The 23,520-nt window shown below is 47.5% G+C and carries 17 protein-coding genes and 2 pseudogenes; 16 read left to right on the plus strand and 3 right to left on the minus strand.

The genetic code is table 11. The features are described from left to right. Window positions 1-269 precede the first annotated feature (269 nt). The 3 genes from SH449x_RS01355 to SH449x_RS01365 all read left to right on the plus strand — a co-directional run bounded on the left by SH449x_RS01355 (window position 270) and on the right by SH449x_RS01365 (window position 3,322). Window positions 270-1,454 (plus strand): CapA family protein, encoded by a 1,185-nt coding sequence (locus SH449x_RS01355; protein ID WP_482379523.1) that lies wholly within the window; start codon window positions 270-272, stop codon window positions 1,452-1,454. After that, on the plus strand, window positions 1,451-2,503 hold the full coding sequence (locus tag SH449x_RS01360; RefSeq protein WP_482379524.1) for an ATP-grasp domain-containing protein: 1,053 nt from the start codon (window positions 1,451-1,453) through the stop codon (window positions 2,501-2,503). The genes SH449x_RS01355 and SH449x_RS01360 overlap by 4 nt, the downstream gene beginning before the upstream one ends. A gap of 129 nt (window positions 2,504-2,632) precedes the next feature. Further along, window positions 2,633-3,322 (plus strand): hypothetical protein, encoded by a 690-nt coding sequence (locus tag SH449x_RS01365; RefSeq protein ID WP_482379525.1) that lies wholly within the window; start codon window positions 2,633-2,635, stop codon window positions 3,320-3,322. On the opposite strand, the gene SH449x_RS01370 is transcribed toward SH449x_RS01365, so the two are convergent. Continuing rightward, window positions 3,305-4,939 carry a hypothetical protein gene (locus tag SH449x_RS01370; protein WP_482376664.1) on the minus strand — a complete coding sequence of 545 codons (1,635 nt, stop codon included), beginning with the start codon at window positions 4,937-4,939 and terminating at the stop codon, window positions 3,305-3,307. The two genes, SH449x_RS01365 and SH449x_RS01370, sit on opposite strands and share 18 nt — an antisense overlap. A 99-nt stretch (window positions 4,940-5,038) precedes the next feature. Between SH449x_RS01370 and SH449x_RS01375 the strand changes: the two are divergent. From SH449x_RS01375 to SH449x_RS01385, 3 genes and pseudogenes are all read left to right on the plus strand, one after another. Then, window positions 5,039-5,315, plus strand: a pseudogene (locus tag SH449x_RS01375) (ISKra4-like element ISRma1 family transposase); the annotation flags it as partial. 166 nt (window positions 5,316-5,481) lie between these two features. Then, the gene (locus SH449x_RS01380; RefSeq protein ID WP_482379526.1) at window positions 5,482-6,798 is read left to right on the plus strand and encodes an O-antigen ligase family protein; all 1,317 of its coding nucleotides are present in this window, start codon (window positions 5,482-5,484) and stop codon (window positions 6,796-6,798) included. Window positions 6,799-6,813: 15 nt separating this feature from the next. Then, the gene (locus tag SH449x_RS01385; RefSeq protein ID WP_482379527.1) at window positions 6,814-7,929 is read left to right on the plus strand and encodes a glycosyltransferase family 4 protein; all 1,116 of its coding nucleotides are present in this window, start codon (window positions 6,814-6,816) and stop codon (window positions 7,927-7,929) included. 521 nt (window positions 7,930-8,450) lie between these two features. On the opposite strand, the gene SH449x_RS01390 is transcribed toward SH449x_RS01385, so the two are convergent. Together SH449x_RS01390 and SH449x_RS01395 are read right to left on the minus strand one after the other, a co-directional pair. Continuing rightward, window positions 8,451-10,085 (minus strand): hypothetical protein, encoded by a 1,635-nt coding sequence (locus tag SH449x_RS01390; protein WP_482379528.1) that lies wholly within the window; start codon window positions 10,083-10,085, stop codon window positions 8,451-8,453. Window positions 10,086-10,313: 228 nt separating this feature from the next. Beyond that, a complete protein-coding gene (locus SH449x_RS01395) occupies window positions 10,314-11,027 on the minus strand; it encodes a transposase family protein (protein ID WP_482379529.1) in 714 nt (237 codons plus the stop codon). A gap of 151 nt (window positions 11,028-11,178) precedes the next feature. On the opposite strand from SH449x_RS01395, the pseudogene SH449x_RS01400 reads away from it, so the two are divergent. The 10 genes and pseudogenes from SH449x_RS01400 to SH449x_RS01445 all read left to right on the plus strand — a co-directional run. Continuing rightward, a pseudogene (locus tag SH449x_RS01400) lies at window positions 11,179-11,363 on the plus strand (IS701-like element ISRba4 family transposase); the annotation flags it as partial. Window positions 11,364-11,594: 231 nt separating this feature from the next. After that, window positions 11,595-12,668, plus strand: a complete 1,074-nt coding sequence (locus tag SH449x_RS01405) for an acyltransferase family protein (RefSeq protein WP_482379530.1) — start codon at window positions 11,595-11,597, stop codon at window positions 12,666-12,668. 68 nt (window positions 12,669-12,736) lie between these two features. Next, window positions 12,737-13,723, plus strand: coding sequence for a glycosyltransferase family protein (locus SH449x_RS01410; protein WP_482379531.1), 987 nt, complete (start codon window positions 12,737-12,739; stop codon window positions 13,721-13,723). A 71-nt stretch (window positions 13,724-13,794) separates the two neighbouring features. Next, complete coding sequence (locus SH449x_RS01415; RefSeq protein WP_482379532.1) at window positions 13,795-15,963, plus strand: bi-domain-containing oxidoreductase; 2,169 nt, start codon at window positions 13,795-13,797, stop codon at window positions 15,961-15,963. A 382-nt stretch (window positions 15,964-16,345) separates the two neighbouring features. After that, complete coding sequence (locus SH449x_RS01420; RefSeq protein WP_482379533.1) at window positions 16,346-17,584, plus strand: glycosyltransferase family 4 protein; 1,239 nt, start codon at window positions 16,346-16,348, stop codon at window positions 17,582-17,584. A gap of 651 nt (window positions 17,585-18,235) precedes the next feature. Further along, window positions 18,236-20,149, plus strand: coding sequence for a heparinase II/III domain-containing protein (locus SH449x_RS01425; protein ID WP_482379534.1), 1,914 nt, complete (start codon window positions 18,236-18,238; stop codon window positions 20,147-20,149). A gap of 417 nt (window positions 20,150-20,566) precedes the next feature. Beyond that, entirely contained in the window at window positions 20,567-22,234 is a 1,668-nt protein-coding gene (xrtU, locus tag SH449x_RS01430; RefSeq protein WP_482379535.1) for an exosortase U, read from the plus strand. Window positions 22,235-22,392: 158 nt separating this feature from the next. Next, entirely contained in the window at window positions 22,393-22,587 is a 195-nt protein-coding gene (locus SH449x_RS01435; RefSeq protein ID WP_482379536.1) for a hypothetical protein, read from the plus strand. Window positions 22,588-22,987: 400 nt separating this feature from the next. Continuing rightward, window positions 22,988-23,215 (plus strand): DUF433 domain-containing protein, encoded by a 228-nt coding sequence (locus SH449x_RS01440; protein WP_482379537.1) that lies wholly within the window; start codon window positions 22,988-22,990, stop codon window positions 23,213-23,215. Beyond that, on the plus strand, window positions 23,172-23,396 hold the full coding sequence (locus tag SH449x_RS01445; RefSeq protein ID WP_482381867.1) for a DUF5615 family PIN-like protein: 225 nt from the start codon (window positions 23,172-23,174) through the stop codon (window positions 23,394-23,396). The genes SH449x_RS01440 and SH449x_RS01445 overlap by 44 nt, the downstream gene beginning before the upstream one ends. The last annotated feature ends 124 nt before the right edge of the window (window positions 23,397-23,520 follow it).

Consider the following 23,520-nt stretch of genomic DNA (forward strand, 5'->3'; position numbering starts at 1 on the left):
GCCAAACCGATTTTAAGAAAAAACGCACGAAGCAATGGCTAGCATTTTTAGCGGCCCGGCTTAAGCTCGAAGCCTATTTTCAAAATGCTTTGTTGTTTTTACCAAGAATAGGTTGGCCACGGTAGCAATCCTTCCCTAAGTCTCGATCAAAATCCAACAATCCCCAAACAGGGGATTGACCGAGAAAACAGCTGAGCAATCATTGGACCACAACCACCCATCGTGCAATTGCCCTGGCCTAAAATGCAGATAATTAAGTGATGACAGAAATGACAGTTAGACTCTTGTTTCTTGGCGACTATGCACCGTGTCGGCGGTTCGAATCAATAGCACTGGAGAGATCAAAGAACATTTTCGGAAATTTATCCGAGGTGATAAACGACTCTGACTTTTCGTTTGTAAATCTGGAAACTCCACTTACCGATTGTAAGACGCCAATTGCGAAATCCGGCCCTGCCTTGAAATCATCGCCTGGATGCGCTGAGCCACTAGCTGCCGCAGGTATCGATCTAGTTGGCTTAGCAAATAATCACATCATGGACTTCGGTGATAAAGGCCTAAAAGATACGCTGAAGACTTGCGCTGACAATGGCTTAGCAACAACTGGCGCGGGGCTGACACTGAATGACGCTCGTAAACCCCACATAGTATGCGTCCATGGCCTAAGGTTAGGAATATTAGCTATTGCAGAACGCGAATTCAATTGCGCATCAATCAATCACGCTGGTGCCGCCGATTTTGATCTTATTGACAACCTTTCGGATTTGAAAATGTTGAAAGGGAATGTTGACTTTGTTGTGGTTACATTTCATGGTGGTAATGAATACTTTCCACTTCCAAGACCAGGCCTGAGACGGCTTGCTAGATTTTTACTGGAAAATGGGGCAGATGCGATCATAGGCCATCATCCTCATGTCCCAAGTGCTTATGAAATTATCAACGGAAAGCCGGTAGTATACAGCCTCGGCAACCTGATTTTTGATCATGACAGACCACCGAAAGATTGGAATTTAGGTTACGGAGCGATACTTCATGTGGACAAAGATTGTAAACGATCTTCACTAGAGATAATACCATATGAACAATCTATTACTTTGGCTGGGGTTCAATTGCTTCAAGATTCCCGAAAAAGCGAGTTCGATCAAAAAATAAAAGAACTTAATTCCATTCTTAGTCATACCGAAGCATACCAACTCGAATGGAAAAGATTTTGCCAAGAAAGATTCGATAGTGTGTTTTATTCGAACTATTCATCGTTGCGGCTAAAGGGAATCTTTCGCATTCTTAAATCGATCAATGCGGTTGGTTTACTCTTAGGGAACAGCGATAGTGTTGCCAAGAAGCTAAACATGGTTCGATGTCCGTCACATCGTGAGCTTTTAGAAGAACTTTTGTCAACTCGGTTAGAAAAAAAAACAGCAAAGATTTCATTTAATGAGTGTAATGGGCTATGATCGGTATTCACGAAAGACTTGGAAGTTTCAGCGATACATGGATCGAGTATTGCGAAGAGCATCGCATTCCTTTTAAGCGGGTCGACGCTTTTGCTTCTGATATTATTTGTCAATTGTCTGAATGTAAAGGATTTATGTGGCACTGGCACCATAATGACAGTGCAGCGCAATTGTTTGCAAGGCAATTGACAGTGTCGCTTGAGAATATGGGTATCAAGGTTTTTCCAAATAGCAACACGTCATGGCATTTTGATGACAAGGTTGGGCAAAAGTATCTTCTTGAAGCACTCTGCCTACCCCTTGTCCCATCCTTTGTATTCTATGACCAACGATCCGCCAGACTTTGGGTTGAGACCGCCAAGTTTCCCATTGTTTTTAAACTAAGAGGAGGGGCAGGGGCTCAGAATGTTCGGTTGATTGAAGACGTAATCCAGGCGCGCAAGATCATCGCCAAAGCATTTAGTGTCCGAGGCTTTCCTGCGTTTAGTTTAGCTGCGTATACAAAACAAGCGGTTTGGGAATTCAGACGCGATAGAACATTTTTAAAACTGGCCCGAATCCCCTATTGGACGATAAAAACACTACTTGGTAAGTTGCCACCAAAAACTCGATTATTGCCCGCTCAAAAAGGCTATGTGTATTTTCAAGAATTTATTCCAGAGAATCTTTTCGATGATCGAATGGTCGTAATCGGGGACCGTTGTTTTTGTGTAAGAAGGTATTGTAGAAAAAATGATTTCCGTGCCTCTGGAAGCGGTGTTAAGGAATACAACCATGAGAACTTTCCAAGGGAATCCGTGGCACTTGCGTTCGAGATTGCCAGGAAACTAAAAACCCAAAGTGTTGCAATAGATTTTGTCTACGACGAAAAAAAGAACCCTAAAATTGTAGAAATTAGCTACTGCTTTGTCACGGGTTCATTTTATGAGAAATGCGATGGGTATTTTGGCTCCGAAGGAAGTTGGCATGATAAGCCGGTACAACCTCAAAGGTTTATGATCGAAGATTTTTTGGCTGAGCTCGTTCATTTATCGCAGGACGGTAGGTGATGGGTGTAACCGGCGTTCCGCCGGGATTGGCGTGGAATTGGTGAAATCAGGGTAAACAAAAAACGGCCTTTCTGCCATGATTCGGGTGCAAAAACAAATCCGATTCAACCAGGCAGGAGGCCGATAACTATGAACGTCCCTAATTTAGATGCTTTTGGCAACCCCAGATCTGCTGATCATCGAGCGGCTGCGAAGTATGCAAGCGAGATGATCGATTCGATTGCTACGCAACTCAAAATCAATATCGTAACGGCAGCTCAGCGCGGTGATTCTTTTGATCAAACCGAACGAAGTGTGCGAAATGCTGTCTTTCAACTGGGCAAGCAAGCTCTGGAGTTGTTCATTCAACTTCAAGGCGATGGTGACTTGGGGCCTGAAGTTACAACAGAGAATGCCAAAGTTCTTCGTCGAAGTGAGACGACAACTCGGACCACGATTCGGTCGATTTTCAGTATGCACTGTTTCGATCAGTTCACTTACGCGCCCTCTGCCAAGAAGGCAACGCAACTGCTGCCGATTAGCGCGAGAATGCTTTTGCCGAAGAGACAATGGTCCTATCTGTTGCAGGAATTTTCCCAGACAATGAAAATGCATCTGACGTTCAGCGCACGGACAGTCCCGATCCTGGACCTTCTCCACGCTTTGGCCTACGTGTGGGAAGCGGCTGGTCTATTTAAGAAAGATGATAAGCCACGAAAGGCATTCACTCGCGAGCGACTTCTGCGTATCTTGCGAGGCGATGTACAGGGTGTGATTAGCGGACTACGGCGCATGGGGACAAGGGTGCATTCCCAATTTGCGTCACATTTTTCCCTGTGATTTCTTGATTTTTGGATCATCTTGCTTGTTCGCTTCAACTTTTAAATTCATTGGATTTGGTATCCATCGCCAGTCGTGATGGTTGGTTTTCCGATTCATATTTCGCATTGCAGCAACACTCTCATCCCAACGTTCGCTTGTCACTTGGCATCGAAGCTGAAGCATCGTTTCCGCATTGTCGGCTCGCCAGAACATTCCGTTACCCTTCATCCGATTATTGACAACCCGGCGAATACTGCTCTCAATCGAGCCACTGCCTAGGGGAATTCCAATCTTGCGAAAGTAAACATAACTTAATCGGCCCGCTTCGCCATGCTTTCGAAGGTATTCGATCTCCGTCGCGATCGATGATGGCCACTTTTTGTCTTCCGCCAAATCGCTCAGGTCATCGACTACCTGCTGCCATTGCCCATTGCGAAGCATCGTGCGCATCACTCGGTATAGTGGCATGCGTTCCGCTTCATTAAGCCCAAGACAAGCCAGCGCAAGAGAAATGTGGTGAACTCCATGACAACAGTCAAGCACTTGGTGAATCTTCACTTCTGCCGGGATACCTGCTTTGGATACGATCGCATCAATCCGCTCCCAAATCCACGTTGCGCCATCGGAAACGAATGTAATGCTCAGTGCCTGGGCGGCCCCCATGCGATGAAGGTGCATCGCAACAAGCTCAGCTATCGCATCGGGACCCTCAAACGTTCCGTCGATCGTTGCTTGCGAGTGTTTCTCCATACGACCGTTTTCGTCATGGACAAAGATCGTACAAAGCTTCGGTTCTCGCCACTGTGGAGCATAACTTGACTTCGAAACGGGCTTGGATCTGGCTGCTGCGTCTTGCTGCAATAATCCATCAGAGTCGGGGTTATCCTGAATGCGTACCGCATTCTTCAACGCTTCACGCAGACGTGTTCGCCCCCCATCGATTTGAACGCTCACTCGCTTTCCAGCCAAAGAATCCCCCCGAGTCATTTTGCCCATTCGCCAGTCAAGGATTCGTTGCTTTCGCAATTGAAGCAAGTTTTCTCCGCATTGATTGGTAATTCGACGAACCGTTTTGGTATCCAGTTTCAAACCATTTCTAGCAAGTTCGTTGACTGCGAACTTAAAGGAAGGGCTTAAAGCGGCTTGTCGGGCTACGGTGCTCTGAACCGCTGGCGTAACACCTTTACCGAATCCAAACTGTGCCAACTCGATATAAAGACCAGACACTTCTGGGTTAGTCCTTCGGAAGACTCCCTTTTTGGGTTCACAATACAACGAACTGATCCACATGAAGAAACCACCGAGCAGCCGAATTCGAATGTTCCGATTGCGTCCTCGTGCTAAAGGATAGTCGAACCCTCGCCTTGTCTCTTCGCTCTTTCGTTCCAGATCTTTTGATAGGAGGACGACAGCTATTAGACCAGAGGTCACCATGCCAGCGCCGTACAAGAAAGCTTCTTGGATCTCTCGCTCAACAGCTTCCAAGGAGTCAGGGGACTGCATCAACTGGTTCTCCCATCCTCCCAACTTCGAATACAGTTGGCCGGTAAACTTTCCAACCATTTGCCCAACTGACTCAATAAGTTCGCCGTCTTTGCTACCCATTCGCGATGTCCCCATTGCATTCGCCTCCATGCGATCATAAGTTCTAAAACTATGAGGATACCGACAAACTGCTAAGGCAAAAACCACTGTGATTTGCTAGCAAATGCTTACGCAGAATGGGAATGCACCCTGGGGACAACCCACAATTTATCTGGCAAAGCCGCGACGGATCTGGCTCGCATCTGCGGCTACTTAGAAAAGAATTCCGATCGCATGCGTTACGACGAGTATCTTCGTCGCGGCTACCCAATCGCGTCCGGCGTGATCGAAGGCGCCTGCCGTCACCTAGTCAAAGATCGCATGGAACGAAGCGGTATGCGTTGGACTCTCGAAGGAGCGCGAAGTATGTTACATGCACGAGCAACATTCCAAAGCGACCACTGGCGTACATTTTTAGACCATCGTATCAAACTCGAAGTCCAACTTAATCACCCGCATCGCGATATAATCGGTGACTATCAGCCACTTACCCTCGCGTGCTAACCGGCGGGACGCCGGTTACACCCGTAGGTGATAGCTAGGGATCCGGGGTTCATGCTATTGCACTTGCGTAAGAAAGACTGAGTTTTAAATTGATTTTTAGTAGGAATATTTTTAATACTCCGGTTGTACATCCTTCATGTCAGGGCGGTGTTCGGGGAGCGACAACCGATATTGCATTATTCTGTTATGTGTTTTCACTTGCCGTCGCGGCTTCTGATGAAAAGTATGTCTTTGTCTCGACCTGTTTAGGTGGCATTTTTGTATTTATTTTCATTATCGAGCATCTTCTTTTTCGTCCTTTTACAGCACGAGATTTCGCCTGGATAAAATTTGGAGGGGGGCCGCTTATCGTATTTGCCTTTTTTGCTACGCTAGTCGGCCTTATTTTCGAAGACAGTAATCCAGAACGGTTGCTCACTCTATATCAACTTGTGATTCTATACTTGTGTACATTCTTTCACGTCTATCGTACAGGAGGGACGTCTTCCATTGCCTTTGGTTTGACTTTGGGATTATTAGCTATTTGGTATTTCGCAGGTGCCAGCTTTACAGAATATAAAATGAGAGTTGGTGAACGGTTTCGTTTTAGCCTTTCGGGTGAAGGCGAGGGAATGAACCCAAATGTTTACGGCATTTACTTGATAACAGCAGGTTGGTTTTTGTTGCGAGATACTTTGCAAGGACGTGGTTTGAGATCGCTGATTTTTAGTGGTTTTCGGATAGGATTCGCGGCAATTTGCATGATTCTTTTCGCACAACAGGTGATATTCACAACGGGCTCTAGAAAGGCACAAATTGGATTGATGTTATTGGTAGGTTTCTCTGGTTTTATTTTTCGCAGACGCGTTCAGCAATCTAAATTTCTCTCGTTCGTTGGAGTAATTGGTGCGGTGGCTCTTCCTATTTCCGTATTCTACTTCATCTCAGAAAGTGCATATTGGAAAAGATTTGAGAATATGATAACGTTTGCGGTTGAGGGCAGTGATTCGGTCAAAGAGGTTTCGATATCAGGTCGTTATGAGTTGATTTTGGAGGCTTTTCAGTTGTGGTCGGAAAGCCCATTTTTCGGGCATGGGTTTGATGCATTCCGCAATCTATCTTTTTATGGTTTGTATAGCCACTCAAATTATCTGGAGTTACTTGCGAATTTAGGGGTTATTGGTTTTGTGTTGTACTATTGGACCCACGTACGAGGGTTGGATATCCTCAAAAATGCATTACGTAATCGCGGAGGCAAAAATGCTATCGATGTATATTGGATTGCTGTTGGTTGGATCTTTGTCATCATGATCTGGGATCCTTTTTCTGTCACGTACGAATCAAAAATCAACTATATCATTCTGGCTTGTTTGATTGGTTTGTCTTCGAATTTTTCTGGAAAACAGCTGAGTAAAATTGAAGGATAGGGAGTAAGTAGAATAATGGCGAAGTCTAGAAAGATTTTGTGCCTTATCGATTCGCTTGGTTCTGGGGGAGCCCAAAGGCAAATGACGTGGTTAGTGCGAGTGTTGGTAGACCGTGGGTATGAAGTAAAACTGCTCGCTTACCAACCACAGTTGACATACTTTGGAGGGTTGGTGGAGAATTGTGGCATCGACGTAGAAGACGTTAGTTGCCGAATGAAATTCGGACGAATCTTAAGGGTCCGAAACGTAATAAGATCATGGAATCCAGATTGCGTAATTTCCTTTCTGGATACACCGAATATGATTGCGATTCTCAGTTCGTTGGGTAGTAATCGAACTCCTGTGATCGTATCGGAGAGAAATAATGATTACTCGGTTTCGTGGAAGACTAACTTACGTTTCAGTTTGTTTCGAATGGCAGCAGGAATTATATGCAATTCTCATTCACAAAAACAGTTCATTGATCAGAATTACCCTTGGCTTACGCCAAAAACCGAAGTTGTTGTCAATTGCGTTGATTTGGATAATTTCAAACCTCAAGCGACACAGCAGGGAACAAAAGATTTAGTTACGGCAATTATACCCGCCACTTTATGTAAACGAAAGAATCCACGGAATCTGCTTGAGGCAGTCTGCGAATTGAACGTTCGGTACCAGGGCCGTCTGTCAGTTTCGTGGTTTGGACGTAAATCCGAAGGTTCCCGTGAAGATCGCGAGTATCTAGCATCATTATTTCAGCGGCGCGACGAACTCAATGCCCGTCGATTCTTTAGGTTCGAAGAGCCTCGTCAAGACATGCATGAAATTATTCGGGGTTTCAGTTTCCTGATATTACCTTCGTTTAGGGAGGGAGTTCCGAACGCAATTTGTGAGGGTCTCGCTTCCGGGATACCGGTTCTTGCTAGCAACATAGGCGATCATCCTAACCTTGTTAATAACGTTGACTTGTTGTTTGATCCCTATTCCTCAGCCGACATCGCACGTACTTTAGCTTATTTTATAAACCTGCCCGCGAGCGAGGTCACTCGTATTGGGCTCGTAAATCGCAGATTTGCCGAGGAGTGCCTTTCCCCAGAACGGTTCGGAGATCAATACGAACAAATAATCTCGCGTGTAATGTCGGCCAATTGATTGACAGGGCTTGAGTGACACTGTCATTGTTGTTCAAGGCTCTTTTGAGTAAGCGGAGCTTGGATTTGATCGGGTGTGACCAGCTCATCGGTGCTTAGTCGGCAGTGAGTAGCGGTTTGCTAGCACAAGATGTTGTGGAATTATTTCCTGGGACTACCAGTGGTTTCGTTTCCTGTGTGGAGGGAGATGATAAGGGCAATGACGTGCTTTTTCGTCAGCTATTCCCGGTGAGTTGAGGTGTTGAGTAACCTGGCGTCCAGACCTAGGAATCATATAGGCTGAGTTCATTATCTTACTGCGGTTTAGTGATTAAGAACCTCTCAATCTGTCAGGTTGGATTCGACTCGAATACCTCTTTTTTAACAACTTACGGATCTTCCACGGTCGACGACTATCTACGTCCAGGCAGGAGCGTAATCAACCCAAATGGCCTAGCTCGAATTCATGCCAATCGGGCGGTTGCGAGTTCTGCCTTCTATGATCGCTCGATACAATTCGGTCGGGTGCATTCCCAATTTGCGTCACATTTTTCCCTGTGATTTCTTGATTTTTGGATCATCTTGCTTGTTCGCTTCAACTTTTAAATTCATTGGATTTGGTATCCATCGCCAGTCGTGATGGTTGGTTTTCCGATTCATATTTCGCATTGCAGCAACACTCTCATCCCAACGTTCGCTTGTCACTTGGCATCGAAGCTGAAGCATCGTTTCCGCATTGTCGGCTCGCCAGAACATTCCGTTACCCTTCATCCGATTATTGACAACCCGGCGAATACTGCTCTCAATCGAGCCACTGCCTAGGGGAATTCCAATCTTGCGAAAGTAAACATAACTTAATCGGCCCGCTTCGCCATGCTTTCGAAGGTATTCGATCTCCGTCGCGATCGATGATGGCCACTTTTTGTCTTCCGCCAAATCGCTCAGGTCATCGACTACCTGCTGCCATTGCCCATTGCGAAGCATCGTGCGCATCACTCGGTACAGTGGCATGCGTTCCGCTTCATTAAGCCCAAGACATGCCAGTGCAAGAGAAATGTGGTGAACTCCATGGCAACAGTCAAGCACTTGGTGAATCTTCACTTCGGCCGGGATACCTGCTTTGGACACGATCGCATCAATCCGCTCCCAAATCCATGTTGCGCCATCGGAAACGAATGTAATGCTCAGTGCCTGGGCGGCCCCCATGCGATGAAGGTGCATCGCAACAAGCTCAGCTATCGCATCGGGACCCTCAAACGTTCCGTCGATCGTTGCTTGAGAGTGTTTCTCCATACGACCATTTTCATCATGGACAAAGATCGTGCAAAGCTTCGGTTCTCGCCACTGTGGAGCATAACTTGACTTCGAAACGGGCTTGGATCTGGCTGCTGCGTCTTGCTGCAATAATCCATCAGAGTCGGGGTTATCCTGAATGCGTACCGCATTCTTCAACGCTTCACGCAGACGTGTTCGCCCCCCATCGATTTGAACGCTCACTCGCTTTCCAGCCAAAGAATCCCCCCGAGTAATTTTGCCCATTCGCCAGTCAAGGATTCGTTGCTTTCGCAATTGAAGCAAGTTTTCTCCGCATTGATTGGTAATTCGACGAACCGTTTTGGTATCCAGTTTCAAACCATTTCTAGCAAGTTCGTTGACTGCGAACTTAAAGGAAGGGCTTAAAGCGGCTTGTCGGACTACTGTGCTCTGAACCGCTGGCGTAACACCTTTACCGAATCCAAACTGTGCCAACTCGATATAAAGACCAGACACTTCTGGGTTAGTCCTTCGGAAGACTCCCTTTTTGGGTTCACAATACAACGAACTGACCCACATGAAGAAACCACCGAGCAGCCGAATTCGAATGTTCCGATTGCGTCCTCGTGCTAAAGGATAGTCGAACCCTCGCCTTGTCTCTTCGCTCTTTCGTTCCAGATCTTTTGATAGGAGGACGACAGCTATTAGACCAGAGGTCACCATGCCAGCGCCGTACAAGAAAGCTTCTTGGATCTCTCGCTCAACAGCTTCCAAGGAGTCAGGGGACTGCATCAACTGGTTCTCCCATCCACCCAACTTCGAATACAGTTGGCCGGTAAACTTTCCAACCATTTGCCCAACTGACTCAATAAGTTCGCCGTCTTTGCTACCCATTCGCGATGTCCCCATTGCATTCGCCTCCATGCGATCATAAGTTCTAAAACTATGAGGATACCGACAAACTGCTAACGCAAAAACCACTGTGATTTGCTAGCAAATGCTTACGCAGAATGGGAATGCACCCTGTGATCCAGATGGTAGCCTTGGTTCTTCAGCGTGTTAAAGGTCTCGTTCTCGATCTTCCATCGAGAGCGCCCTCCGCGAACCAAGTTCGCGACGTTCGAGGCATCAACTTCCAATTGGGTAACCCAACTAAATCGTTTGGCCACTTCGCCATCGGTAGTCCATTCCATTTGTTGGAGGAACGTAACTTCTAAGTCCGGATGGGAGCTTTGGATGCAGACGTCGAACTTCCATGAGCAAGCGACGAACAGCGTTCCGCTCGCAGTCGTTCTTATTGCTACCATCTTGTTGAATAATCGCTTCGACCGCGATCGGGAGCACGATATCCTTCGATGGGTGAACCAAGACGGCAGCTACCATCTGATGGCTATACTCGACCTTACCACTTTTCCTGTTCTTGACCAAGCAGTGCGGACAGGAGATGTTGGTCGAACTAAAGTAACCGGTACCGTCGATGGCTAGCAAATAATGTCCGTCGTGAAATAGGAAATCCTTTAGACTTCCTCCACGCTGGACTTCAAAAAAGATATCCGCAAAGCATTCGTTGAGCGATTTAGGGTCGACTTCATCTAGGATCTCGCGATGTTGCGTATCGCTGGGAATGGACTGGATTCGGTAGAGATTCATCAGGCTTTGGTCCTGTCGCCTCTGATCGAATGCCAGCAAAGAAGGTTCCTTCAAGGAGAACATAGCGAATGCGGCCATCAAACAATCGGGTAACGAGTGCTTGACACTTGCAGCACGCCGAGAGTCTGGCATTGCTTCGAAGCGGTTCCGTAATCCTTCAATGATAGAATCTGCGGACAGATACTTCCTTGCACGCAGGTGACCGTTTATGAGCATATTCTCGCCTCCTTTTGGATTAGCGTCATTAGACGCTTTGACGGCCATTTATGCAAAGAAAAGTGCACTGATATTGACCAAGATCTTTGCGAGACGCTAGCTAATGTGCACCAATAAATTACCAGGGTTCTCGCGCTCGCCGGGAATCGCTGGGCTGGATTGTTTCGAGGGCCGGCGTTACCTCGGCCTTAAACGCCATCTGATCTTGACAACCATTAGCTGCATATTCCTCTCGCGAGTGTGCGAGCAGGAGCGGAAAAAAAATCCGGAGTGGACAATCCAGCAATTACGGGACTCAACCGACGCGATCGTAACGAGCTGGTGCTTGCCCACTGAAACAAGACTGGCCATGCTCCAGAAAGTGGTCAAGCGAATTAAATATTATCAGCAGCGCAACGCACTAGTACGTGAATTTCATACGCGGAAATGTCTTGAGCAGTACGCTTCACGTGGCATCGCCCCGCACCAAATCGACCAATGCGACGGGCCAAGCAGTCAGCGCTGTAGTACGAGGAGGCAATCCTAAACGCAGCAGATGTGATTCAGATTGAGCTATCGATTGCAAAGATGACAGACAGAGCGATTCTACCTAACAACTTCGATCTAATACGATTATTCGCGGCAACTCAAGTTGCAATACTTCATGCGGTGTACCATCTGCAATTAGATGCCCCACCCCTTCTTTTAAAGATTGCAGATCTTTTTCCAGGCGTTCCAATCTTCTTTTTTATAAGTGGCCTTCTAATAAGCCGCTCATTTGAAAACAACAATTCCGTATCGCGTTTTACTTGGAATCGGTTTTTGCGACTTTACCCAGGACTTTGGGTCTGTTTCGTAGTATCCCTAATTTCAATTCAACTTACAGGGTTTTTTCGTGAGAATGCACCACCGAAGATAGACTTTGCGCTATGGGCTTTAGCCCAAAACACTTTTTTTCAATTCTATAACCCAGCGTTTCTACGTACTTATGGATGTGGCGTGTTAAATGGAAGTCTATGGACCATTTCTGTAGAACTGCAGTTTTACCTTCTTGTCCCAATATTGTACTTGTTCATAAAAAAACATGACGAAAAACGGAATCTTTGGCTTCTCGTCCTCATCGTCGCTTTCTTATTAATAAACATCGTCTTTAGCTCGTACCGTCTAAACGTCAGAGACAGTCTTTTCGTCAAAATCATTGGAGTTTCATTCATTCCTTGGTTCTATATGTTCTTGGTGGGCGTAGTTGTCCAAAGAAACATTGGCAGATTGATCTTTCTAGTGGAGGGGAAACCGGTTCTTTGGTTTTTATTGTATTTATTGCTTTGTTGCATTCTAAAAATAGCAGGGAGTCTGTCGTTTGGAAATAGTATAAGTCCTTTGCAGTTTTTTGTTTTGTGCATGTTCGTTTTGTCTCTAGCATACACCCGTAGGGAATTCTCGAATAAGCTAGTTCGGTCAAATGATGTTTCCTACGGCATTTACATTTATCACATGGTCTTTGTCAATTTTTGGATCCAGACTGGACTTAAACGGGATGCACTTGCATTGGTCTGCATTCTGGCTTGCACCGCGACCTTTGCGATAGCTTCCTGGCTGAGAATTGAGCGAAGAGCCTTGAGGCTAAAGAGCTTTTCGATTCGACCAGTTCATAGAGCCTAGTTATCCGTTTCGATGAGCTTTTAGAAATGCAGTTGTCATATTATTTGCAAATATAATCTATTGGCTTTATGAGCAATAAAAATTCTTGTGTGTTGTTGATTGGTAAGTGTCCGCCTCCCATTGGAGGTGTGACAGTTCATTTCAGCAGACTTGTGCATCTCTTGAGAGGCCGCTTCGATTTGTTGGTGCTGAATTTGTCATTTCAAAGCCTTTTGTATATTGCGAGGCAGACGGTGATTCAAAGAAAGGCAGTTGTTCATTTACATTCCTCGTCGCCTTATTTCCGTTTTTTGTTTGCGTTTGGTGGTCGCCTTCTTCATCTTAACCTTGTAATTACATATCACGGTAGCCTCGGTCGATTTGGAAGATTGGGTAATTTTTTCGATTTAGCAAGTCTCTGGTTGTGCAGAAAGCCCCTTGTGTTAAATGATAGTAGCTTACGAATAGGTTTGCAATTTAATCGAGCTACACAGAAGATCTCTGCCTTTGTGCCTCCGCTGGAGATTCAAGAACTTCCACGGCAGCTTTTAGCAAGAGTTAGTGTCGCAAAGCAGATGTATGATTGTGTGTTTTGCACCTGTGCATTCAACGTTACGTTTGATAGCCGAGGGAAAGAGATCTACGGAATATCCGAATTAGTCGAGATTTTTAGGCATCGCCCGCAGTTTTGTTTACTTGTTAGTGACCCGAGTAAAAAGTACCATGAGTTTTTGAGACAATCGGTTCCCATCATTCCACCCAATGTGATTTTTTTGTCAGGAGAGCATTGTTTCATGGCTGTGCTTAGGAAATCCGACGTTTTTATTCGTCATACAACGACTGATGGTGATAGTTTATCTGTGTCAGAGTCGCTTTTTTTGCGTCGTCTCGTTCTAGCAACAGATGTTGTTAGCAGGCCATCCGGGGTTATGCTTTATTCAGACGTTGACGGATTGAGTTCATATTTGGATAGAATTCATGAACTTTTAGCGAATTCAGGTGGTGAGAACTTCAAGGTTTCGAGCGATGAGATTTTAGAGCAGTACTCGAGAATTTACTTTGGAGGAGAGAATTGATGTTTAGCTTTATGTTTATTTCTTAAATCCTGGAAGCTTCTTGTTTTTCACCTATGGTCTTTAGAAATAGTATGCGGCAAATCCTTCAGAATCTCGGAAGCGGCGAGACTATCATGGCGGATGTCCCAACGCCACGTGCGGGTAGCGGGGCTGTACTGATCCGAACATCCCAGTCGCTCGTCTCGCTCGGCACGGAGAAAATGCTGATCGAGTTTGGAAAAGGGAACTTGCTCGCGAAAGCACGATCGCAGCCTGACAAGGTCAAACAGGTCCTCCAAAAAATTAAGACCGATGGCTTATGGGCAACCATCGATACAGTCCGAGCCAAGCTTGATACTCCTATATCCCTTGGGTATTGCAACGTAGGGGTCATCGAAGAATGCGGTAACGGTACCTTCCATAAACCGGGGACACGGGTTGTCTCCAACGGTCCGCACGCGGAATGGGTTGCCGTTGGTAACAACTTGACCGCTGAAGTTCCTGACGGTGTTTCGGATGAAACCGCTGCATTCACCGTTGTGGGGTCGATCGCGTTACAAGGTATTCGGCTTATCCAGCCATCTCTCGGCGAAAAAATCGCAGTTTTCGGTTTAGGCCTTATCGGACTATTGGCCGTTCAGATTCTGAAGGCGAACGGATGCCAAGTCCTAGGCATCGATTTCGACCCCAAAAAACTCGAACTCGCTCGACGCTTCGGGGCCGAAACAGTTGATCTCTCGGCAGGACAAGATCCCCCGGCGGTCGCTGCGGATTGGACAAAAGGAATCGGAGTCGATGCCGTGCTGATAACCGCGTCGACCAAAAGCGATGAGTTGGTGCATCAAGCGGCCACAATGTGCCGCCAAAGGGGACGAATCGTACTTGTCGGTGTCGTGGGATTGAACTTGCAACGCGCTGACTTCTATGAAAAAGAACTCTCGTTTCAAGTTTCATGCTCCTATGGACCTGGCCGGTACGACGAAGACTACGAGAAGCGCGGGCTGGACTATCCGATTGGCTTTGTGCGTTGGACTGAGAAACGCAATTTCGAGGCGATTCTGCAGTTGATGGCGGATGGACAGATCAACGTTGATCCACTAATTACGCATCGATTTGATTTTGATGATGCACTCAAAGCTTATGAGGCTATTAGCGAACCAGGTGCAATGGGGATTCTACTACAGTATGAAACTGGGAGTTACGCACCTGATACCTTAAAAACTACGTCAATCCCATCCGATTACGTTAATAGTCAAACGCTCCAGCTAGCAAAGAATCCCTCAAGCGCAATTTCGCCACGCCAGGTTATTGTCCCTTCGAATCGCGATGTTGGAGTGGCCTTTATCGGTGCAGGCGGATTCTCGACACGAATGTTGTTACCGGCGCTGCCCATAGAAGACGTTAAACGAATTTGTGTGGTCAGTTCGTCGGGAGTCTCAGCCGCTCACGCAGCCAAGAAATTTGGGTTTGAAAGGGCGGAGAGTCGATATGAGGCTGTTCTCGAGGACGAAACAGTCGATGCAGTATTCATTACAACCCCCCATCACCTCCATGCGAGGATGGTCTGTAAATCGTTGGATGCTGGGAAACACGTCTTTGTAGAGAAACCTCTGGCTCTTAATAACGCGGAACTGGAATTAGTTCAACAAGCAATCACACGAAATCCAAACCTCCTCTTGATGGTGGGTTTCAACAGGCGATTCTCTCCGCATTCTGTGGCAATTCAGAAATGGCTGGAATCCGCACCTTCTAACAAGGCGATTGTTATAACCGTGAATGCAGGAGCGATACCACAGAACCATTGGACACAAAATCCAACGGTAGGGGGCGGGCGAATTGTCGGCGAGGCCTGCCACTTCATCGATCTTGCACGATACCTGATTGATCGACCCATTGTTGAAACGAGCGTCACGCCAGTACGGGGTGGAGACGGGCGATTAAAGGATTGTGCGTCCATGAATCTCTCCTTTGAAGATGGTTCGATCGCGACGATCCATTATCTGTCCAATGGAAATAAAGATTTCCCTAAAGAGAGGATTGAAGTCTTTGCAGGTGGACGTGTCTGCGTGTGTGACAATTTTCTAAAGTCCTACGAAATCGGTGGAAAACGGAGACTTCGGACTCGCTCCCAGGATAAGGGACACAAGGAGGGGGTTCGGCAATTTCTCAACACCATCCGCAACGGTGGAACTGCCCCAATCGATTGTGCGGAACTCATCGAGGTTTCGGCTGCCGCTATCGATTTTGCAACTCGCATGTAGTTGCGAGCGGCAGCGATCACTGACGTGATCGTCGGATATCTTTTTCGGTTTTGATCTTATTTCGCGCCGTGGGATTGAGGATATGTGCCGCAGGCTTGCCCTGCGAAGCTTCACGCTAAGCTACTGATCCGTCCTAAGCCGCCCTTTTTCAGGTTCGGCGGCGAATTATCCGAACCTTAAAAGGGGTGAGTCTCAACCTAGTTAGCGAGAAGCGTAACATTCCCCACGTCAAGCGTGGGGCATTTCCAAAAAACGTACCAATTAGCTACTTAGCTCCTTATTGCAATAATTACCCAATCGCGACCATTGCTTTGACACCCGTCACTGGACCGTGTTAAGATCGATGCCCAATTTTTCAACTGACTACAGATAAATCTCGGCTTTGAAGATCGTTTTCTTTTCTCACTATTTCCCACCGGAGGGAAATGCACCCGCATCTCGGACGTACGATCATTGCGTACGATGGGTGCAAGCCGGTTGTCGTGTTACTGTCATCACTTGCGTTCCTAACGTACCGCATGGCCTGGTCTACAGTGGTTACCGAAATCGATTTTGGCCCCAAAGGGAATCGATCGATGGAATTGAGGTCATCCGAGTTTGGACGTACGTCGCTCCGAACGCAGGTGCGATCAAGCGGATCGCGAATTACCTCTCTTATATGTTTTCGTCAGTCATGGCGTTTCTCTTTCTCTGTCGCCGACCGGATGTCATCATTGCCACCAGTCCCCAGTTTTTCTGTGGATGGGCAGGGGTATTCGCAAGCTGGCTGAAATGGTCTAAACTGATTGTTGAAATTCGCGACATATGGCCAGATTCGATCGTAACCGTTGGAGCCATGAATAAAGGAATGGCCACTCGCTTCTTGGAGTGGACTGAAAAAGCACTCTACCGAAACGCCAACCATATTGTTACCGTTGGCAATGGATATCGCGATAACATTGTCAGCAAGGTTCCCTGTGAAAATCACATCTCCGTCATTACCAACGGAGTTGACCCAAAGACCTTTTACCCACGCCCTAAGTCTCAAGAATTTCTCGAGCGATGGGGAGGGCAAAATACGTTCATCTGTGCGTATGTTGGAACGATCGGGATGGCACACGGACTAGAGGTGGTCCTAGATGCCGCTCGAGAACTTAAGAATCGTGGAAGAACGGATATCCTTTTCTTGCTAGTGGGAGACGGCGCGCGACGAAAGGAATTGGAGCATCTTGCCGACGCTCTTGATGTTCGGAGTCATGTGAGGTTTACCGGCTTGCTTTCTAAGGAATCGATACCAGAGGTTCTTGCATCATGCGATTGCTTGCTGGTGCATCTTAAAAAATCGGAATTGTTCGAAACCGTAATCCCTTCGAAGATCTTCGAAACCATGGCAATGGCACGGCCGCTAATCATGGGCGTTCGAGGTGAGTCGGCAGAGATCGTGCGCAAAAGCGGTTGCGGAATCGAAATCGAACCAGGGAATGCCCAGGAACTGGTCTGTACCGTGACATCGCTCTGCGATGATCCGAGTCTTTATTCGACTGTTGCGTCGAGCGGGCGAGAATTCGTGGTTCGCGAATACTCTCGAGATCGCTTCGCAAATGACTTTCTAAGTGTCATCGAACAAGTTTGTAAATCGTAGGCATCATTGCCCGCCTTTACAACTTTCTTTAGTCGAGACACAGATGAGAAATTACCATTGGCATCGCAGTCGATGCCAATAGTAAGCGGCATGGGCGCAAGAACGCCGGTTAACTGTCCATGCGTTTGCAGCTCATCAATCTTCTCGTCAATCTACACCTGCAGGCAGTCTCTCCCCCTTTTTTTGGGGTACGGGGCGCGACGGCTCACATCGAATTGCCTGACATCGTTTGGGATGCGCATTACGTTCAGATCGGATGGCTCCAGATAGATAGCATCATAGCGCTTGCATCGACTTGCGGCTTTGATCTTAATTCGGGCCGTGGGATAGTGGATAAATGCGGGCCTGCCCTGCGTAGCTTCACGTTTCTCGCTAAGTAATGACTCGCATAACTCACCCCTCATCCATGTTCGGCGGCGAAACCGCCGAACATGGATGAGGGGCGGGGAGAGTCTCCACCTATTTAGCGAGAAACGTAACATTCCCCACGTCAAGCGTGGGGCATTTCTACAAGCTAGGTCAATAAGCTCAACAGCTACCCATCGCAATAATTACCCAATCGAATCCATTGCAATGAAGCTTGTCGCCGGCCCAAGTTAAGATCGAAGCCCGACTTGCGTTATGTCAGTAACCGCGCTCAAAAAAACTAATATGAACGACTTAGAGCAAGTTGCTTGGCAACAGGCCCATCCCTCACCATCGATATTGCGATATCTCGGGCGATTCATTTCGATTGCGAAACACTATTCGTGGCAACAATTAGCCAAACGAGCGTATTCTACCCTACAACGCAAATTGTACGGATCGCGACCAATCGGATCGATTCCTACAGAAGATTTTCAGATCAATTCTGACGCATTCAATGCCTATGAAAAGATCGCCCAATTAGCTCTAAAACACCAACGCCAACACCTCTCTCATAGCCAAAGTCGCCTGAATGATGGCGAAGTCGTTCTGTTGAACGAACGACGCTTTATGGGGAATCCTTGGGATTGGAGTTTGAATTCTCAACCTACGCGCCCGACTCACCTCTGGAGTTTTCAGCTTCACTATCATGAGTTTTTACAATCCGCGTGGTCAGACAAGCAAGACGGTTCGTCGGAGCAGGCGGAAATCGAGCGAATCATTCTTCGATTACTAGAGGGGTGGCTAAGTCAGTTTTCACCTGAGATGACAAGCCGATCTCACGATGCTTGGCATCCGTACTGTATTTCCAGGCGAATCATATCTTGGCTCAATCTGCATGTCGCGTTCGTATCAAACACCGCGTTAAGGAAGACACTAGAACACTCTCTAGCCATGCAGGCATCTCATCTATTCCGATCGTTGGAAACGGATTTGGGTGGGAATCACCTCACGGAGAATCTAACCGCATTAGTAACTTACGATTTGATTTATGATTCACCGGCTTCTGAGAGGCGATTACCACAAACAACTGCGACCTTGATGTCTGAGATCAGGAAACAGGTATTGCCCCACGGGGAGCATTTTGAACGGTCTCCCGTCTACCATTTGCATGTATTGGCATCTTTGCTGCGTGTCCTGCAGTTAGCCGACGTTAGAAAGCTTGATATTCGGGATGAATTGCGAACCTATTGTCATCGCATGTTTTCTTTTTCCGAGTCCCTGCTTCACCCGGATCTGGAAGTGCCACTTTTTGGTGATAGCGTTCATTATGAATCTCCCAGCGTTGCTCATGTAAGAGAACTTGCCATGCTATGCGGAGTGAGGGCCGAGGAAAGCACGGACGGTTATTCGGGAACGCCTTATCATGTCGTCAAGTTCGGAAATGAGAAGGAACTCCTTACCTTGATTGCAGACATGGGTGAGTTAGCAACCACCGGTCTTCCCGCCCATGGACATTGCGACTTAATGAACTTTGAGCTGTCTGTCGGGCCAGAACGATGGATTGTTGATTCAGGAAATTTTGATTACGAAGACTCCCTCATACGTAGCTATTGCCGAAGCTCTGTTGCGCACAACGTTGCAACGATTTCCATGCTGAACCACGCGGACGTTTGGAGCAAATTTCGAATGGGCGATCGAGGTAGGGTTAAGTCGGTAACTCGGTCGGAGTCCGAAGACTTCGCGTGCCGGATTGGAAAACATGATTCTTATCAGCAGATAGGATTCGGAGATTTATGTAGAGGTTTTTTCTGGGATAAACGCGGTACGTTGATCGTTTTAGATTGGTGTATGTCTCCGATTCCGTCCGGGCATTCATTGGATGGTTTTTTACACTTTGCGCCTGGTATCCAGGCTCATCCCACGGATGATGGTTTTCTACTGGAATCGGCTTCGACCGGGGTAAAGCGAAACTTGCGATTCACTTCGAACTGTCGTTATGAGTTATGCGAGAGTTGGTACTGTCCTGCTTTTGGTTTCCGAGAAAAGCGTCTAGCGATGCATTACTCGCGACAACTCGTGGACAGCACCTTCATTGGATGGTATCTAACCGGGGTGGATGTCGAACTCGAACTAAATCTAAACACCGATGCAGTGTGCGTGGAGTATGATGGTATAAAGGGGGCTGGTTGGACCTGGTTGGCGAGTGCGTCATGTTAATTATCCGTTAGGGAAAGCGTTTAGGTGATCGGATGAGGGTATTCTATTGCAAGTCGCAGGAACGTCCTCGTGCGATGCCCCGACTGATGTAGCTGTGGGGTTGCTAGCGTAACGGTGCAATGCGTACGGTGTCATCCGGCAAAGCCAAGCGTACCGGAAGTAGCCTCCGGCGACGAAACCCAAACCACCGTTGGAGAGAAATGGCTGGGTATGCTGATGGGCGGTAAGGGGGCTGACGACCTACCGGAAGGTTTTCGCCCGTACCGCTATTGTTGGAAATGCAGTGCGTTGCGACCGCAAGCTAATCCGGCGATTTTTCATATGCTGTTTTCTTGGATGCACTATAATTATGAGATTTCCTTTTCGTAGACGTTTGTCGTATTCAAATTCACAGATGCCCTTGATTATTAATTTTTCATGAACGATTCATTATCTGTTTCGCCTCGAACCGGCCCTCAAGAGGGTGAGGAGACGTCGCCACGCGAATCACGCGTCCCGTTTTTCGCAATACTGTTCGTACTGTGCCACGTTCCCTACGTCATTCTTTACTTCAATAATCTTCGTGGCTACTCACATTACGACTTCTTTCCTTTGGCTTTGCTGGCAAGCGCGTTTTTACTCTGGAAACGATGGGGGGGCTTGGCCTCGGTAACTCCAGGAAAAAAACGAGCCATACTCACCATTCTTGCGACTTCACTTTTCGTGGGGGGCTTGGCTATCGCTTTTTCCTCGTCATGGATAGCTTATTTTGGCTTTTTGCTAGGCAGCGCATCGGTATTGCTCGCGACGCGTGACAAGGAGACAGGACGCAGCAACATTGCTTTAATCGTGCCTTTGGTTCTTCTTTGGCAGCCTCCCTACACCCCGAACTTGACGGGAGATGTTGTCCTCACGGGATACTTACAGCGAATCTGCACTTCCATTGTTAGCTATACGCTTGATGCTCTTAGTGTCATGCACTTGAATACGGGTACTATCATCTCTATACCGGGGCGACAATTAGGAGTGGCTGAGGCTTGCAGCGGGGTCCAGTCGATGTTTCTGTATCTGGCTTTTACAGGACTGCTTTCGGTATATCAGCGTCGAAACGTTTTGCACGCAGGCATTTTGATTGGCTCTACAATCGCATGGACCCTCTTGACGAATAGCTTGCGTATTCTCGCGATCGTATTGGCCGCTTACTATTTTAATTTCGACCTAACCACTGGAATACTCCATGACAGCTTGGGCTATCTGCTGATGCTACTCGGTCTGGGGCTCATTTTTCTCTTCGACGCGGGGATAAACGTTCTGCTTGATACAAGCCAGGTGAAAGACAATGACGCTGACAAGCATGTCGCTGTTTCGAACCGAATGAGAATTCGGTCCCTCGCTCTTGCGCCGACGAAAACGACCATCTGCTTGGCAGCTTTTGCTATCGTGATCTTTTCGGCACAAGCTTGGGATTCGGTTTCTGCCTACGCTGCGAACCGAGATCGCATCTCCTTTTTTTCTGGAAATCCGATTCGCAATGTTTCCGAAGAGATGATGGCATCGGAAATGCTCGGCCTAAAGATGACTGCCTACCGACAGGAAAACCGCGAACGCGGTGCTGACTTTGGAGAACGGTCAGATGTATGGATCTTTAGTAATGGCGCTAACGAGGTGACCGTCTCATTTGATCAGGCCTTTCCAGGATGGCACGAACTTACGCGCTGTTACGAAAACGCAGGGTGGAAAACACTCGAAAGAAAAGTTGTCCTACTGCCATCGAACGGTGAAGGTAATCGACCGTTACAAGGAGTATTAGTCAAAATGCGACATCCTACTGGGGTCTTAGGGACCCTAGCTTTTGCATTGGTCGATGCTCGGGCGGAGACTCTCGAGCCACCAGGAGAGTGGGATTTGATTAACTCGCTCTATAACAGAATTAAGGGTAGATTGTCCCCAGCTATTCGAACGCGATTGTTCGGTGGGGTTGCATTTCAAGTTCAAACATTGATCACATCAAAATCGCCACAAGATCTCTCTGACCAAGACACTGACGCCGCACTAGCCTTCCTGGGTGAAGCGCTGGCGTATACTAGGGCTTATCTCCGGAAATAGGATTACCCAAACCGGCCATCCTGACCCCTATAGAAAGATCAACAGGAATCGGATGGATTTTCCTGTACGATGAAGTAGCTAATTATTGCTAGACATTGGTTTGATTCGTATTAATGTGAACGGAACGGTAATTTAGACCTACAACATAGGGATGCATCATGAGCAGTCGAGAATTAGATCTAAGCTTTGAGACGAGCAAGGCGTTGTCCGTACATCTAGGTCAGGACGCGGGAACTGAGATCGCCGCTATTTTGCGGCGTATGGCCACGCAAATCGATGATCTGAAACGAAATAAGGTAACGGTGACGAGCGTCGTGCCGGAACCAAAGGAAGAAAAAGTTTTGGAATGGTAGGGCGGCCGCAAAGCGTCGTGCTCAGGTAACTTTATCCTCCCTTTGGGGAGGGTCGGACGCTTCGTCCGGGGAGGGGGGGGAAGGTCAGGTTTCAGTTATCAGGCTCCAGTCTTCAGTAAATCCTTACCTTCATCCTCCCCTCGGGGAGGGGCGAGCGTCAGCTCGGGGAGGGGGGGACGATCAGCTTTCAGTCTTCAGGCTCCAGTCTTCAGCCCTTACCCCTGCCCCTTACCCCTTACACATAACCGAATGACTGCTTAGCTGAGGAGTCATGCTTCCACTTAGACGAGCTCAGTGGTGAGCGGGTTGCGTTTTAGCTTCGACTGACCTGGTGTCAGTGTGACATGGCTTAACGAAGGGCTGTGTTTGACGCGATTCGTCTTTGAGCTATTATGAACGTATGGAAAATTTACTCACCAGAATCACAATAGATCCCATTATTTGTCATGGGAAACCTTGTGTACGGGGGTTACGGTACCCCGTCGAGATGATTCTGGAGCTTTTGAGCTCTGGAATGACGACAGATGAGATCCTAGCCGACTACTCAGACTTGGAGCGAGATGATTTGCGGGCGGTCCTGGCTTATGCTGCCCGTCTCGCACAGACGCGAAGACTTCAAGCGATCTGACTTCGTCGACTCTCATCTCTTGCGCAACACTCCACGGAAACTGATTCTGATATCGACTGGAAACATATCTAATCGGGAACTTGAAGAACTGTTCCGCCCGTTGATCCCTCAAGTAATTCAGGAGATGCGAGTTAGCCGCTTCATTGAGATAGGACGCGATGGTATTACCTCACGCGGTTAACCCACTACCAAGGAGAGGTGCGATGGGTGGTAAGGAACGATTCACGATCGACCTTGCGTCGATGGACGGAATGACCGAATAGCTAACGAGTCATGCTTCCACGGACACAAGGTCCATGGTGAGC

The sequence above is a fragment of the Brakhagea baltica genome, from assembly GCF_052161605.1.
Taxonomy (GTDB): Bacteria; Planctomycetota; Planctomycetia; order Pirellulales; family Pirellulaceae; genus JBKCUI01.

Excerpts from the sequence above, each read along its gene's own strand:
- SH449x_RS01355 (WP_482379523.1), top strand. The coding sequence starts at position 270 with ATGACAGTTAGACTCTTGTTTCTTGGCGACTATGCACCGTGTCGGCGG.
- SH449x_RS01360 (WP_482379524.1), top strand. The coding sequence starts at position 1,451 with ATGATCGGTATTCACGAAAGACTTGGAAGTTTCAGCGATACATGGATC.
- SH449x_RS01365 (WP_482379525.1), top strand. The coding sequence starts at position 2,633 with ATGAACGTCCCTAATTTAGATGCTTTTGGCAACCCCAGATCTGCTGAT.
- SH449x_RS01370 (WP_482376664.1), bottom strand. The coding sequence starts at position 4,939 with ATGGAGGCGAATGCAATGGGGACATCGCGAATGGGTAGCAAAGACGGC.
- SH449x_RS01385 (WP_482379527.1), top strand. The coding sequence starts at position 6,814 with ATGGCGAAGTCTAGAAAGATTTTGTGCCTTATCGATTCGCTTGGTTCT.
- SH449x_RS01390 (WP_482379528.1), bottom strand. The coding sequence starts at position 10,085 with ATGGAGGCGAATGCAATGGGGACATCGCGAATGGGTAGCAAAGACGGC.
- SH449x_RS01395 (WP_482379529.1), bottom strand. The coding sequence starts at position 11,027 with ATGCTCATAAACGGTCACCTGCGTGCAAGGAAGTATCTGTCCGCAGAT.
- SH449x_RS01405 (WP_482379530.1), top strand. The coding sequence starts at position 11,595 with ATGACAGACAGAGCGATTCTACCTAACAACTTCGATCTAATACGATTA.
- SH449x_RS01410 (WP_482379531.1), top strand. The coding sequence starts at position 12,737 with ATGAGCAATAAAAATTCTTGTGTGTTGTTGATTGGTAAGTGTCCGCCT.
- SH449x_RS01415 (WP_482379532.1), top strand. The coding sequence starts at position 13,795 with ATGCGGCAAATCCTTCAGAATCTCGGAAGCGGCGAGACTATCATGGCG.
- SH449x_RS01425 (WP_482379534.1), top strand. The coding sequence starts at position 18,236 with ATGAACGACTTAGAGCAAGTTGCTTGGCAACAGGCCCATCCCTCACCA.
- xrtU (WP_482379535.1), top strand. The coding sequence starts at position 20,567 with ATGAACGATTCATTATCTGTTTCGCCTCGAACCGGCCCTCAAGAGGGT.
- SH449x_RS01435 (WP_482379536.1), top strand. The coding sequence starts at position 22,393 with ATGAGCAGTCGAGAATTAGATCTAAGCTTTGAGACGAGCAAGGCGTTG.
- SH449x_RS01440 (WP_482379537.1), top strand. The coding sequence starts at position 22,988 with ATGGAAAATTTACTCACCAGAATCACAATAGATCCCATTATTTGTCAT.
- SH449x_RS01445 (WP_482381867.1), top strand. The coding sequence starts at position 23,172 with ATGCTGCCCGTCTCGCACAGACGCGAAGACTTCAAGCGATCTGACTTC.